Source organism: Actinoalloteichus fjordicus, assembly GCF_001941625.1.
Classification (GTDB): domain Bacteria; phylum Actinomycetota; class Actinomycetes; order Mycobacteriales; family Pseudonocardiaceae; genus Actinoalloteichus_A; species Actinoalloteichus_A fjordicus.
Genome location: NZ_CP016076.1, coordinates 1,283,902 through 1,298,125, shown reverse-complemented (window position 1 = coordinate 1,298,125; position 14,224 = coordinate 1,283,902). Strand labels below are relative to the sequence as shown.

The window sequence follows — 14,224 nt, the reverse complement described above, 5'->3', positions numbered from 1 at the left end:
CCCGGCGCCGCTCGACGACCGAGCAGCGGCCGCCGAACCGGGCCGGGAACGAGAGCACCCGGTGGCGGGATTCGGCGTCATCGCGGTACCCGCCACTTCGCGGCGAATCGACCGGCAGGCCGGTGCCGAGCGCGCCTGTGCGAGGAACGGCACGCCTGCGGCAGGCGCGGACCTCACTCCGGACGCGGCCGATCGCGGATGAGACCCGTTCGATCACGGGCAGGGACCGGCGAGCCCCGATACGCCGGTGACCTGCGGATTCGACCAGGAAGAAGAGTCAGGAACGCACCAGCCGGGCAACGGCCTCGCTGGCCTCACGGACCTTCTCGGTGGCCGTGTCGCCGCCCTCGGCAATCGCCTCGGCGACGCAGTGCTTGAGATGCTCGTCGATCAGGCCGATGGACACCGATTGAAGCGCCTTGGTGGCGGCGGAGATCTGGGTGAGCACGTCGATGCAGTACTCGTCGGCCTCCACCATTCGCTGTAGCCCGCGAATCTGACCCTCGATCCGACGCAGTCGCTTGAGGTAGCCGTCCTTACCTTCGGTGTATCCACGCATGTCCATCTCCTCGTTCGGGGCACCTCGATCCGAGGATACCCCGTACCGGTACTTTGAGGCCGCGACTTCCACCCCCGTCACCAGCGACGATGTACCCAAGGGGGGTACCGCATCGGACGGCGTTCCCGGCGGCGCACAGGCTGGGACCGCCTTCGTGGCCGACGGGGCAGGAGAGCCTCGGCCCTGCGACGGGGAATACCGCTCCGGGGTACCGCAGGCTGCGGACGGCGACGAGGACGAGGCCGGACCGTCGACCTGCTGCGACCGGTCGACCACTGTCCGCAGCGGTCCGCCCGGGTGCCTCGGTCAGGAAGGCGCATCCGCCCGCGAAGGGCCTGCCGACGGCACCGGACCGCGAACCGGTTCCCGCCGCGCTCGCTCAGGCGATCGTGGCGCAGGCATGTCGGAACAGCTGGTTGTCGTCGGTTGGTTGTCGTCGGTCTGCCGCCCCGATCACGGGGCAGGCAGGAGCGACGACGGCTGTCCTCGTCCACGGCACGGGCGGCGATCGCGCGCGGTTGCGCGCCGGGACGCTGCCGTCACGCAGGTTCCGGAGGCGGCCCCGACCCACCGGCGGAGCTGCTGCCTCGACAGGCAGGCCGCCGAGTCCGTTCCACGTCGCGGACCACCTCGCCTCTCGGCGCGGGAGGCGAGGCCCATACCGGACCTGCTCAGTCCCAGGTCCGCGTGGTCGAGGCAGGCGGCAGGGTGGTGGGCGCGGGACGCAGACCGTCGGTGAGCAGGGTCAGGTAGCGCCTGCGATCGGCGCCGTCCACGTCGTCGGGGTGCACCACGGCGAGAATCATGACGATGACGGCGGCCACGTCTCTGGCCTCCAGCTCCGGCCGGACGAGCCCGGCCGCCACGGCACGCTGCACGAGCCTGCTGATCAACCGGACACAGCGGTCGAACACCCGCACGTCGATCGAGTCGGCCTCGCGAGCCAGCGCGAGGATCACCTCGCGCCCCGCCAGCACGTCGACGGTGGCGTGGAGGAAGCCCACCAGGTCCTGCCACGGGTCGTCGGTCTCCACTGCGGCGGGCTCGACCTCCGTGAGGAGGTGGGTGAAGACGGCACGCACCAGCTGATCGCGACTGCGGAAGCGGCGGTAGACCGTCGCCACGCCCACACCCGCGCGGCGCGCGACCTCCTCCAGCGTCACGGCGGGCCCGGCCTCCTCGAAGGCCCGACCCGCCGCCACGACGATGCGTTCATAGTTCCGTGCCGCATCGGCCCGGAGTACCTGCTCGTGCGGCACCGGCATCCGCGCACGTTAACAGCTCGACGCCCGCCGGGCGGACCACCGAATCCCTGGGACGGCGCGAGAGCAGCCGCCCCGATTCGCCCCGAGCGGCCGCCCGCCACGGCCCGCGCCCGGGGCGGTGCGGTGTGCACCGCCGGCGACCTCGGGGGCTCGGCGTCCCTCGCCGAGGCAGGACCCTCCGCGTCGGGTGAGCGATGGAGACTCGGTGGTCGGCACAGCCGTCCCGACGCCGAGGACCGGCCGACGGGGTCACGCCTGCGCGGTGCCCCGCGTCCGCACCACGGCCCGCCGACGTGCGCTCACCAGGTGACGGGCAGCGATCGCACGCCGTAGACCGCATGGGACGCCCGGAACTCGATCTCCTCGGCGGGGAGCGCGACCGCGAGGTCGGGGAACCGTCGCAGCAGGGCGGGGAAGGCGATGCGCAGCTCCATCCGGGCGAGCGGCGCCCCGAGACAGTGATGCAGGCCGTGGCCGAAGGCGACGTGGCCGGGCGCCCCTCTGGTGATGTCGAACCGATCGGGGTCGTCGATGAGCGCCGGGTCGCGATTGGCCGACGACAACGCCAGGACCACCTGCTCGCCTGCCGGGATGGTGTGGCCTGCGATCGTGACCTCGGTCGTCGTCGTCCTCGGCGCGCCTGCATGCACGACCGTCAGCCAGCGCAGCAACTCCTCGACCGCAGCGTCCACTTGCCCCGGATCGTCGCGCACCATGGCCGCCTGCGCCGGATTCCGCAGCAGCGCCAGCGTGCCGAGCCCGAGCATGTTCGCCGTCGTCTCGTGCCCGGCGACCAGCAGGATCGTGGCGATGCCCGTCAGCTCGGCCGAGGTGAGCTCGGCACCGTGTTCCCGCACCAGCATGCCCAGCAGGTCCTCGCCGGGCTCCCGCCGAGCGGCCTCGACGAGGTGTCCGAGGTACTCCCGCGTCTCCAGCTCCGCCGTCTTGCGCTCCTCGATCGAGGCCGACAGATCGAGCATGAGACTGCTGCGCTGCTGGAACTCCGCGCGATCGGAGTACGGCACGCCCAGCAGCTCGCAGATGACCAGTGAGGGCACCGGCAGGGCGACGTACTCCACCACGTCCGCAGGACGGCCCGCCCGTTCCAGGTCGTCCAGCGCCGCGTCCACGATCTCGAGGACCCGAGGCTCCAGCCTGCGCATCCTGCGCATGGTGAACTCCGGGGTGAGCATCCGCCGCAGTCGACTGTGGTCGGGCGGGTCGAGGGCGAGCAGGTTCCCCGCCCGCAGCGCCGCCAGTTCCTCCTCGCTGTAACCGGGCCCGTCGGACGGAGTCGGCGGCTGCAACTGGGCGTTGCTGAACCGGGTCGTGTCGGCGAGCGCCTCCCGCACGTCCTCGAACCTGGTCACCAGATACAGCGGCGGCGCAAACGACGTCACCAGGCGTCGCACGCCCTCGGTCTCCCGCGAGCGGCCGAGCTCCTCGACCGGGTCGAACTGCACCCGTCGCATGTGCAGTGGCATCTCCGGCGCTCCGGCCATCGCCCCTACCCTTCCCCTGCCCTGGTGATCTCCGCATCGACGTTACCAGTTAATCGACAGTCGACTATCACTTCAGCGGACGGCAAGGGAAGGAGAGGGCCGACCAGTGCAGGACGGGTCCACAGTGGATCGATGACGACGATCCGGGCGTCGGCCGGGCGTCATGCGCCCGCGAGCAGAGCCGCCCGATGGGCCCGCGCCCAGGACTCGAAGTCGGTCGGCGGACGCCCCCAGCAGGCGTTCGACGTCGTCGGTCACGACGGCGTTGTGCCCGGTCCGCACCCAGGCGACGCCGGTCATCGCGATGTCCGCAGCGGCGGTGGAGCGGCCCGCCGCGAACAACTGCTCGCGTGCCGCCGCCAACGGCAGGTCGACGGTGGAGATCGGCCGGTCCAGGAGTCGGCTGAGGATCTCGGCCTGTTCGTCGAGAGTCAGCAGCTGCGGACCGGTCAGGGTGTAGGTCTGCCCGGCGTGCCCCTCCCCCGTGAGCACCTCGGCCGCGACGGCGGCCACGTCGACGGGATCGATGACGCCCTGGCGGGCGCCTGCCGCCGGGTCGGGGATCGGCCCGCCCGCCGCGATCACGGGAGCGGAGTACAACAGATTGGTCGCGAAGGTGGAGGGACGGAGCAGTGTCCACGGAAGACTCGACGCCGCAGCGCATGGACGTGCCCGGCTGAACCGCGTCGCGGCGGGACGAGCGACGGACGCGCCGTCCTCGATGCCGCCCCGCCGACCCCCGAGGTGCTCGTGTCGATCGGCGGGGACGCCGACGTCTGCCGTCGCGTCGGCCCGGCGAAGGCCGCCTGCCCCTCGCCGGAGTCGACGGGAGATCGGTCTCTCCCGGTTGCGGTTTCACGCCCCGTCGCCAGACCGGCGCGGGGCGGCAGGCGTGGCGCGGACTCGGACTCGGACTCGGACTCGGACTCGGACTCGGATCGAGGCGACACCCCATCGCCGCAGGCGCGCACCTGCCCGGGAATCCCGGTCGTGCTCAACACCGCTCCGGCACGCCGCACCAGCCGGTGAGGGCGTCGCGCAGGTCCTCGGCCGTCGCGGGCCCCGCCGAGTCGGCCGCCCAGGCGACATACCCGTCCGGCCGGATCAGGATCACGCGGGCAGGCGCCGCCGCCTCGGGGGCGTCCCCGGCATCGCGGTCGCCGCACCCGATGACGGCGCTGACCGCCTCCACCCGGCCTGCCCACTGCGCCGCGACCTCGAGCAGCTCGGCGTGCCCCGCGAGGTCCAGCAGCACCGGCCTGCCGTCGCGCAGCAGCGCGGCAACGCTCGTCGCGGTGTCGCCGCGCCGCAGGACGAGGTCCGGCATCCAGCGCCCGACCAGCGGGTGCGAGCCGTCGCCGAGGCGGGTGTCGTAGCGAATGTCGGCGCCTGCCATCAGATCGGCGATCCGCCGGACGTTCGTCTCGTCGTCGAGCAGCTCCCCGAACAGCTCCCGCAGCGCGGTGACGTTCGGGCCCGCCGCGAGCAGCGCCGTCTGGGCGCGCGTGTGCATGACGACCCGACGTCCCACCGGATGGCGTTCGCTCTCATAGGTGTCGAGCAGCCCGGCCGGGGCCCGGCCGTCGATCTCGGCCGCCAGCTTCCAGCCGAGGTTCAGCGCGTCCTGCATCCCCAGGTTCAGGCCTGGGCCGCCGACGGAGGAGTGCACATGCGCCGCATCGCCCACCAGGAACACCCGACCCTGCCGGTAGTGCTCGGCCTGCCGGGAGTTCGCGCTGGTCGACCGTTCCAGGATCGACGGCACTCCGTCGGCGGGCTCGCTCATGGGAACGTCGCCGCCGAGCACGCGCCGCGCCGCGTCCCGCAGCTCCTCGATCGGCATGACGGTGCCGGCCGGCACCGGCCTGGCGGCCGACTCGTATACGGTGACGCGGTACAGCCCCGGCTGGAACATGCCGTAGGCGAACATCCCGGTCTCGGTGCGGGTGAAGGTCCTGGGCTGCAGCCTGCCCACTCCGGCGATCTCCAGCTCACCCGACTCGGGGACGGCGACCGGCGGGGCGATGACGACCTGCCCGCTGCGCTGGACGAAGCCGCTGTCGGTGATGCCGGGGAAGTCGATGCCGCTCAGTCTGCGGACGGCGCTGCGTCCGCCGTCGGCGCCGACCAGGAATCGCGCGGCGATCTCGTGGCGGCCGTCGGGCCCGTCGATCTCGGCGATCACGCGCTCGGCGTCCTGGCGCAGAGCGATCAGCTCATGACCGCGCCGGATCTCCACGCCCAGCTCCCCCGCGCGCTCGGTCAACACCTCCTCCATCCGACGCTGCGGAATCGGCAGGGCGAAGAGGTCGTGGTCATCCATCGTGGACAGATCTAACGGCATGGCGCCGAACTGGAAGCCGGGCAGCCGGAACGGCGATCGGTCGTGGCCGCTGAACCGCCCGGCAAGGCCTCGATAGTCCAGCGCCTGCACGACCCGGCCGATGAGGCCGTTGGCCTTCGGCCTGCTCGACGGCTCGGTCAGGCGCTCCACCACGATCGGGCGCACGCCCGCCTGCGCCAGCTCGCAGGCGAGCAGCAGACCGTTGGGCCCGGCGCCGACGATCAAAACGTCCGACAGCGAGTCGCGTGCGGTCAGCTCGTCTGGCTCGGTCTCGTCGCGGGCAGTCGCATTGATGGTCATCGGGATGCCTCCTTGCTTCGCCCTGCCGAATCAGGGCATGGCGAGATCGCCGCCCGGACGGGGCGTCCGGGCGGTAGGGGTCAGAGCTGCGTGTTCCGGGGGCGAGGTGTGCGCCGAACTCGGCGTCGGCGAGGAGAGGCAGCCTGTGGCGAGGCTGGTCAGGGTGGCGGGGCGCGCTGCCTAGCGGCCGGGCTCCGGCAGGCCCGCCGTGATCTCGGCGAGCGCGGCGCGCAGCAGCCCGCCGAGCGGAACGGGCGGATCGGCTCGCAGCCAGTGGCGCGTGGCGACGTCGATCGCCGAGCCGATCGCGGCAGACACCAGTGTCGGATACATGTCCTTGTCGGGGTCGGTGCCGGTGCGCTCGCCGATCGCCAGCGCCCGTTCCCGGTCGGCGGCGGCGCTCGCCTTCAGGAACGCGCCCTGCAACGCGGGCTCGCCGACCAGCAGCGCGACCCCGGCGGTCCACTCCGGATCGGGACTCCGCTGCTCGTCGCCTGCGTGGGCGTGGACGGCGTGGACGGCGTGGATGACGGCGTCCCACAACGGTTCCTCGGCCGGGCGCTCGCGGAGGAGATCGGCCATGCGTGCCGCCCGGTCGAAATGCCGCCAGACGACGGCCTCGGCCTTGCCCTCGAAGTAGTTGTTGAACGTGCGCGGCGACACCCCCGCCTCGGCGGCGATGTCCTCGATCAGGACCGCGTCCAGGCCGCGTTCCACCGTCAGCCGAAGCGCGGCCCAGCTCAGCGTCTCCCGAGTCTGCTGCTTCTTGCGCTCGCGCAGTCCTGGGCCGGTGTCCCGCGACGTGGTCATGACGGAAGCCTAACCATAATCTTGCGGGCTGCGCAATATTGCCCGGTCCGCAATTTTGCCTAAGGCGCAGAATTGTCGCGGCGGTCGCGCGCGGACGCCCGGCGCCTGCGCCCGCCTTGCGCGGGAGATCAGGCGGCCTGCGGACCTCGGACCGGTCCGCGCCGAGGCGGCAGGACCTCGTCGATCAACTACACGTCGATCGACGCCGCGGTGATCAACGCCGCCACCCCGCCGACCACGGCCTCGTGACCGGCAGAGATCGAGTACGACCTGTCCGGCCCGACCAGAGGACCGACCCCCGCCGAGTTTTCATGACACGGTGGACAGGATTGAATGGACGAAGATCCGGGCGCTCACCGCCGGTCGACGAGCAAGGGGTGACATGGGGTGTCGTGACTGCCGGTTCTGTACGGAGCCGGGCATCGTCCAGGGTGGCCGAAAGCTGGCCTTAGGCCTGCTGTACCTGGTGACCTTGGGGGTCGCGTGGCTGCTGCTGGCGATGGTCCGCGTCTTCCAGCAGCGGTGTCCGCAGTGCAGACACCGGCTCAAGTTCCACGCCCGCAGAGCCGACGGATCGTTCCGCGACTAGGCAGCGGGCGCAGGTCACCCGGCGTCACGAGCCGGTCTACTCAGGCGATGTCCAGCAGAGACCGGAACGGCGCCGGTCGACTGTCTGAATGAATGGGGCGAATCCGCTCCCGCCTCCACGACGCCGGGCCCTGGAGCGGACCACGGGTGGCGATCTGCTCACGTCGCCCGTTCTCGATGCTCAGCCAGACCTGATCGGCAAGGCTGCCGTACCGGGCCAGGGACACCCGTTCGCATCTTCGAGCACGAGGCGCGATCGTTCTCACACCCGGATTCACCCCCGCTCCTGCCAACCCAAGCCCAGTTCCGCCTCAGCAGGAACGGCTGTCTGGTGGGCTGGTCATGTCCGCTCGGAACGGATCGGCCCCGATCCGAGGGGCACCGACGGGCGGGCGGATCGGACACATCCGGCGCTCGGACGTCCGGCTGCCGGCTATGCTCCATCCGGCCAGGCGGGCACGGCACGGCGTGGGAGGCGAGCTGATCATGTCGATCGAGGTCCTGCGGCTGCGCTGCCGAGGCCACGCCGCCGTCCGGGGAACCCACGCCAAGACGCTGGAGTTCTCGACGGACGCCGACATCACCGCCAGGGCGACCTGCGTCATCGGGGTGGCCGCCGAGTCCGTCGGGCCCGCCGAGTCCGCGGTGGCCGGGCCGCTGCGGATCACCATCTCCGCAGGCGGCGTCGAGGCCGTCGTGCACGCCACGGGGAACTCACTGTGGCAGCCCGGGTCGTCAGCGGTGGTGCGGCGCAGTTCGGAGCGACTCCCCGACACCCTGGCCACCGATGCGGATCTCTCGGCGGCGGGACTGCCGCGCGAGCTGATGCGGCAGGCGGCGGAGCCGACGGCCGAGATCGACGTGCTGGTCGAGCGCGCACCGGGGCCGCCGGGCGGGGTCCTGGTCCGGTTCCGCGCGGGGCCCGGCCGAGAGCATCGACTGGCCGTGGAGTGCGCCGCCGCCGATCTGGTGATCGCCGAGGACGCTGCGGCTCGCGCGGTCGTCGCCGCGCACGGCGCCCGAGCCGGGCGAGCGGCCGAGGCTGCGGCCTGCCTCGCGGCGGGCGGCCGAGTGCTCGCCGTGTCCACATCGGACGTCACCGATCCGTCGGTGACGGCAGTCCTCGCCGCGCCGATCCGTCCTGCCGTGGAGGTGCTCGGGCTGCCGCCGGAGCTGGCCGTCTCGGCGGTCTCACCGCAGACGACGCCGGTGTTGTCGGCAGGCCGACTCCCGCCTCGCGAGGTGTCTCGGCTGGTCGCCGCGCATCCCGGCACCGCCGTCGTCTTCGGCGCACCGGCCGCCGAGCTGCCCCGAGTGCTGGCGGAGGTCGACCGGCAGGCGGGGCCCCGGCGGGTGGCCGTGGTGAGCGCGACGCCTGCGGGCGCCGAGCGACCGTGGTGGGGGCCCGCCACCGAGCTTCGGGCTCCGGAGCGGGGCGACGTGCTGTGTCGGGTGGACGCCGAGCAGGACACCGACCTGCTCCCCCGGGTGGACCCGACCAGCCTGGTCAACGCACTGTTGGCCGACTCGGTCTCCGCAAGGACCATCGCCCTCGCCCTCGCCGCGCAGCCGGGCTGGTCGCGCCGGAGTGCCTACGACTTCGTCCTCGCACTCAACGAACGTCCCTCGCGCTGAGCGGCGCAACCCGATCGGGGCCGACATGGCCCGGCCTGCGCCCACGATGATGGGCAGGCCTGCACGCGGGGCACACCATGCGAAGGCTGCACTATTGTGCGGCCTTCCGCACAATAGTGCGGACGCCGCACTGTCTGACCGAGGCGACCGGGAGGGCCGATGGAGCTGAGCCGCCCGTTCGCCACGATCACGGCCACTCTCGACGGCGACATCCTGGCAGTGCTGGCCCGGCATCGAGTCACGTTCACGACCGGGCAGCTGCACCGCGCGCTCCCGCAGTTCTCCCAAGCGGGGATCCGCAAGGTGTTGAGACGATTGACCGAGCAGGGCACCGTGCACACAGCGAGGATCGGCAGCGCTTACGCCTGTCGCCTCAATCGTGATCATCTCGCGGCGGAGACGTCATCGCGCTCGCTCGGCTTCGCGAGACGTTCCTCGAACGTCTCGGGAATCGCCTGACGTCGTGGTCGACCCCGCCCCGCTACGCTGCGATCTTCGGCTCGGCGGCCCGAGGTTCGATGGTGCCGACGAGCGACGTCGATCCGCTGCTGATCCGACCCGACGACGTGGACGATGATCGCTGGGAGGGCCAGGTCGACGACCTCGCCGCCGAGGTGACCAGGTGGATCGGCAACGACGTCCGGCCCCTGGAGTTCACGGTCGCGGAGCTGGCACATCGCGGGAGCGACGAGCCGGTGCTCCGCGACGTGCTCCGCGAGGGCGTCACTGTTGCCGGGGCCCGCGGCTGGCTGGCAGCCAGACTGGCAGGACGAGAGGATGACAAGGCCTCGAACAACACCGGGGCGGCCCGACTCGATCATGCACCGTCGCCCCCGCCCGCGTCCCTCGCGTTGATCACACCGCGCAGCGCCAGGACGTCGAGCTGATCGCGGGAGGAGTTGAGTCGCCTGGTCCACGAGGTGGCCAGTGCGTCGATCTCCTCGGCATCGAGGTAGTCGGCCTCGTCGAGCCGCCACCGCTGGGCGGCGAGCACCGGGGCCAGGTCACGCAGTGCGGAGGCGGGCGTCGGCTCCGGATGCGTCCCGACCTCCGGCACGGCGGGCCGCCAGGCATGCAGGTTCAGGGTGATCAGGAACTCGGCGTTCGGCACGCAGACGGCCGCCAGGTCACGCAGCATCGTCAGGTCGGAGCCGAGCATGCCGCGCAGCAGGCTGCCCCAGGGCATCAGGACGTGCACCTCGGTGACGCTGTGCAGTTCGGCGGGCAGTCGTTCCACGCCTGCCCACACGTACAGCAGGTTGGACACGCCGCCCTTGGCGGGCTTCGCCGCCGCCTTGGCCGCGATCCGGCGCAGGTTGTCCTTCGCCGCGTCGAGACCGACCACCAGCTCGGCGGGTCGGCGGCGGGCGACGTGGTAGGCGTGCTTGCCATCGCCGGTGCCCACGTCCAAAACGACGCCCTCGTGTCGTGACACCAGCTCGTCGAAGTCGGCCGCACTGGTGTCGACGACCTGTTTCCCGGTGACACGACGCATGGCCGGTGAGCCTAGCGCCGCAATCGGACGTGCAGCCGCACCCGGCGTACGAACGGAATGAGGCCCGCGCGTCGGCGGCAGACGCCGGGCGCGCGCCCGGTGGTGGTCGCACGGCTCGACCCCGCCGCGTGGGGCGGCTCTACGTCGGCGCATCGGCGGCAGGGCTGCTGATCAACACCGGCACGGGCTTCGTGCCGAGGCATGGGGCCGCCGTCGGCGCGCCGGGCGCCTGCGGCGTCGCGTCCGGCTGGGGACGAGAGTAGTGAGCCGATTTCACTGAACACTCCTTTTATCTGTTGAGGAACACTCCGGCTCGACTATGACGCGCGCCTTCCGCAGTCGGTTCCCAGCAGTTTCGGACAACACGACGGGCGACCCGAGCACGAACCGTCGGTAACCATTCGGCAATAAACAGTATGGCCACCGGCAATCCATGCTTCACCGCTTCGACGAGAGGTGCACGGAGCGCAATCGGGGGCGCCCGAATAAGACGTCCACCAGGCGGCCACACAGGACCGGAGACGATCACGTCGACCACCTCTTCCCCCCTAGCACAGAAGCCACTAGCTGTCCAGGACAGCTACCATTGTTGAAGATCCAGTGGACCTCACTAAGCGTATCCTTGACCGGCTACTCGACTACCCGGAAGACATCTGCGGCGGCGGCTCGCCCGGGTGCACACTGGTAACTCCTTGGCTGGCGAGCAGCTGGTCAGAACAGCACTAGGAACACTTGACCTCGGCCAATCGTGTGTTAGGCTCCCGCCGGGAAGCGACCGGCCATCTGGGGGCATCAACGGCGTTCTATGAATCGTGCTGAATACCGTCGGCGACCCATTTCCTGCACCCGATCAGTGGCCGGTCTACGATCGCCGACTTCCCTACGACGTCCCACTCGACTCGCCAGCTGGGGGTAACGGCATGGCTTATTCGGGTCACCGCGAAGCATTGCGAATACTCAGATCCTTATTAGACGAGAGTAGCACCCACAACGGTCGATTGGCACTCGTCACCGGAGGTCCGGCGAGTGGCAAGACCGAATTACTGCATCGACTGTCACGGTACGCAAGTGAATCCGGTGCACTCGTACTCAGCGCCACCGGATCACGCGCCGAATGCGTCCTGCAGATGGGTGTGGTCGAGCAGCTCTTCTACAGTTCCGACGTACCGCCGGAGGTCACCGACCAGGTATCGCGACTCGTCACTGCCGAGACGCTCACCGTCGAGGATGTCGGGCCTGACATCCGGTCGATCCACCACACCGGGGCTCGTATCCTCCAGGAGATCTGCGCCGCACTGCTGAAACTGGCGCGCAGGCGCCCCGTCGTCGTCTGCATCGACGACGTCCAGTTCGCTGACAGCTCTTCCTTACAACTTCTCCTCTATCTGCGCCGCCGAATGCAGTCCGCATCGATCCTGCTCGTGTTGAACGAATGGGAGTACCTGCAGACGACGTTGCCGCTCTTCTATGCCGATCTCACCCGTCGCAGGCATCACCGAATCAGGCTCGGGCCGTTGTCGATCGAGGAGATCACCGATCTACTGGGCGAGTCGATGTCCGCGACGAACGCCGGCCGCCTCGCGCCCGCTTACGCGGACCTCACCGGCGGCAACCCGATGCTGCTCAATGCGCTGTTGGAGGACTACGAGAGCGGCGAGTCCTCGGCATCGACCGCCGACGACGATCCGCAGCCGGTGGTGGGTGCCGCCTTCGCGAGGGCCGTCCAGGCCTGTCTGCACCGCTGGGACCCCGATCTGCTCGGGGTGGCGCGCGCGGTGGCCGTGCTCGGTACCCAGGCCACCCCCGCGCTGATCGGCAGGCTGGCGGGGCTGATCCCGGAGACCGCCGGTCGCATCGTCGAGATCCTGACCTCGGCGGGCTTGTTGCAGGACGGTGCCTTCCGACACCCGGCCGCGACCAAGGCGGTGTTGGACGGCCTGCCCTCGGTGGAGCGTCCCCTCCTGCATCTGCACGCAGCCGAGCTGCTGCACCAGGACGGCGCCGCGGCGCCGAAGGTCGCCGCGCACCTCATCGCGGCGGACGAGGTCGACGCGGACTGGTCGGTCGGCGTCCTGCGCGACGCCGCCGAACAGGCACTCATCGGCGACGAGGTACACATCGCGGTGCGGTGCCTCGACCTGGCGTTGCGCAGCACCGAGCACGAGGACGAGCGGCTCAAGATCTCGGTGTCGCTGATCAGGGCGCTGTGGAGCGTGAATCCGTCGGCGGCCGCGCTGCACCTCGCCGAGCTGCTTCCCGCGCTGGAGGACGGCAGGCTCGCGACGCGCGATGCAGTGACCGTGGTGCGGCACGCGGTGTGGAACGGCAACCGCACGACGGCGGCGAAGGCATTGGACACGCTGCTCGCCGCACCTGGCGGGATCGACGCGCAGACGTCGGCGGAGCTGCGCATCGCATACGAGTGGGTCTTCGGCTCGGCCCAGGACGTCTTCGGCGCGCTCAGCACGACGTCGCCGCCCGCGGGCGAGGACCCGCTCGTCGACACGACGCGGATGCTGGCCACCGTCTGGGCGCACGGCGGGGACGGCGCAGCCGTCGCCAGCGCCGAGCACATCCTGCAGAGCTGCCGCTTCGGCGGCATGGCACTGGAGATCGCGGCAACGGCGATCCAGACCCTGGTCTACGGCGGGCAGCCGGATCGCGCAGCCTGGTGGTGCCGACGCCTCGCCTCGGAGGCCGATCGTCGGGGCGAGGTCACGTGGCAGGCCGTCCTGGGCGCACTGCACGCGGACATCCTGCTCCGGCGCGGCGACGCCGTCACAGCAGTCGAACACGCCGAGGCCGCGTTCCACCGGCTGCCCCCGCGCGGCTGGGGCGTCCAGATCGGCTATCCGCTGGGGACTCTGGTGCTGGCCGCGACCGCTCTGGAGCAGCACGAGAGGGCTGCGGAGGCGCTGCGGCATCGGGTCGGGGAATCGACGTTCACCACGCAGTGGGGACTGCGTTACCTGCATGCCAGAGGCCACCATCACCTGGCCGCCGGGCGGGTGCTGGCCGCGATCAACGACTTCCAGCGCTGCGGCCGACTGATGAAGGAATGGGACATCGACTTCCCCATGCTGGTGCCGTGGCGCAGCGGCCTTGCGGAGGCCAACCTCCAGCTCAGCAGGCCCAGGGTGGCTCGTGATCTCGTCAGGCAGCAGCTCGAGCGCGTCGGGACCGTCGACGAGCGGACCAGGGGGATCTCGCTGCGGACCTTGGCGGCCAGCAGCGAACCCGCGCAGCGCAACGCACTGCTGCGTCAGGCGATCGACTGTCTGCGCAGCTCCGGCGACCGGTTGACACTCGCCAGGGCATTGCGCGACCTCAACCAGCTGCGCCAGGCGGGCGACTCGGACCCGGCCCGTGGCCGGCCACGCGCGGAGGCGACCGAAGCGGGCATCGGCCGCCTGCCCGCGCCCACGGGCACGCACACCGGTGATCAGGACGTCGGAGCCGCGAGGACGGGTCGGGATGCCGAGGTCATCGGACTGCACTCCCTCAGCGAATCGGAGCGCCGGGTCGCTGAGCTGGCGGCGATCGGACACACGAACCGCGAGATCAGCGATCAGCTCTACGTCACGGTCAGCACCGTCGAACAGCATCTGACCCGGGTCTACCGCAAGCTCGGCGTGAAGAGCAGGAACGACCTGCCCGCCGTGACGAACGCGGCCGCCACGAGGTGACGTCTGATCGCGCTCGCGCCGGACGACCCGGCGTCGAGTG

At 70.9% G+C, this 14,224-nt stretch carries 12 protein-coding genes; 5 read left to right on the top strand and 7 right to left on the bottom strand.

What is annotated here, in order from left to right; genetic code table 11:
• Positions 1–277: 277 nt before the first annotated feature.
• The 6 genes from UA74_RS05955 to UA74_RS05925 form a co-directional block, all read right to left on the bottom strand.
• The gene (locus UA74_RS05955; protein ID WP_075743462.1) at positions 278–559 is read right to left on the bottom strand and encodes a metal-sensitive transcriptional regulator; all 282 of its coding nucleotides are present in this window, start codon (positions 557–559) and stop codon (positions 278–280) included.
• 671 nt (positions 560–1,230) lie between these two features.
• Positions 1,231–1,824: a TetR/AcrR family transcriptional regulator gene (locus tag UA74_RS05950; RefSeq protein ID WP_075739391.1), complete on the bottom strand. Its 594-nt coding sequence runs from the start codon at positions 1,822–1,824 to the stop codon at positions 1,231–1,233.
• Between the two features lie 299 nt (positions 1,825–2,123).
• Positions 2,124–3,308, bottom strand: coding sequence for a cytochrome P450 (locus UA74_RS05945; protein ID WP_232237647.1), 1,185 nt, complete (start codon positions 3,306–3,308; stop codon positions 2,124–2,126).
• 90 nt (positions 3,309–3,398) lie between these two features.
• The gene (locus UA74_RS05940; RefSeq protein WP_075739389.1) at positions 3,399–3,926 is read right to left on the bottom strand and encodes a Rossmann-fold NAD(P)-binding domain-containing protein; all 528 of its coding nucleotides are present in this window, start codon (positions 3,924–3,926) and stop codon (positions 3,399–3,401) included.
• A 394-nt stretch (positions 3,927–4,320) separates the two neighbouring features.
• Positions 4,321–5,970 (bottom strand): FAD-dependent monooxygenase, encoded by a 1,650-nt coding sequence (locus tag UA74_RS05930; protein WP_157434012.1) that lies wholly within the window; start codon positions 5,968–5,970, stop codon positions 4,321–4,323.
• Between the two features lie 180 nt (positions 5,971–6,150).
• On the bottom strand, positions 6,151–6,780 hold the full coding sequence (locus tag UA74_RS05925; protein WP_075739387.1) for an acyl-CoA-like ligand-binding transcription factor: 630 nt from the start codon (positions 6,778–6,780) through the stop codon (positions 6,151–6,153).
• A 319-nt stretch (positions 6,781–7,099) separates the two neighbouring features.
• Between UA74_RS05925 and UA74_RS05920 the strand changes: the two genes are divergently transcribed.
• The 4 genes from UA74_RS05920 to UA74_RS33345 all read left to right on the top strand — a co-directional run bounded on the left by UA74_RS05920 (position 7,100) and on the right by UA74_RS33345 (position 9,890).
• Positions 7,100–7,369, top strand: a complete 270-nt coding sequence (locus UA74_RS05920) for a hypothetical protein (RefSeq protein ID WP_198042942.1) — start codon at positions 7,100–7,102, stop codon at positions 7,367–7,369.
• A gap of 485 nt (positions 7,370–7,854) precedes the next feature.
• Entirely contained in the window at positions 7,855–9,003 is a 1,149-nt protein-coding gene (locus UA74_RS05910) for a DUF371 domain-containing protein (RefSeq protein ID WP_198042941.1), read from the top strand.
• A 159-nt stretch (positions 9,004–9,162) separates the two neighbouring features.
• Positions 9,163–9,462 (top strand): hypothetical protein, encoded by a 300-nt coding sequence (locus UA74_RS33350; RefSeq protein ID WP_075739383.1) that lies wholly within the window; start codon positions 9,163–9,165, stop codon positions 9,460–9,462.
• A 59-nt stretch (positions 9,463–9,521) separates the two neighbouring features.
• Positions 9,522–9,890 (top strand): hypothetical protein, encoded by a 369-nt coding sequence (locus tag UA74_RS33345; RefSeq protein ID WP_075739382.1) that lies wholly within the window; start codon positions 9,522–9,524, stop codon positions 9,888–9,890.
• Here UA74_RS33345 and kamB read toward each other — a convergent pair.
• Complete coding sequence (gene kamB / locus UA74_RS05895; RefSeq protein ID WP_075739381.1) at positions 9,821–10,498, bottom strand: 16S rRNA (adenine(1408)-N(1))-methyltransferase KamB; 678 nt, start codon at positions 10,496–10,498, stop codon at positions 9,821–9,823. The two genes, UA74_RS33345 and kamB, sit on opposite strands and share 70 nt — an antisense overlap.
• Positions 10,499–11,418: 920 nt before the next feature.
• On the opposite strand from kamB, the gene UA74_RS05890 reads away from it, so the two are divergent.
• Entirely contained in the window at positions 11,419–14,184 is a 2,766-nt protein-coding gene (locus UA74_RS05890; RefSeq protein WP_075739380.1) for an AAA family ATPase, read from the top strand.
• The last annotated feature ends 40 nt before the right edge of the window (positions 14,185–14,224 follow it).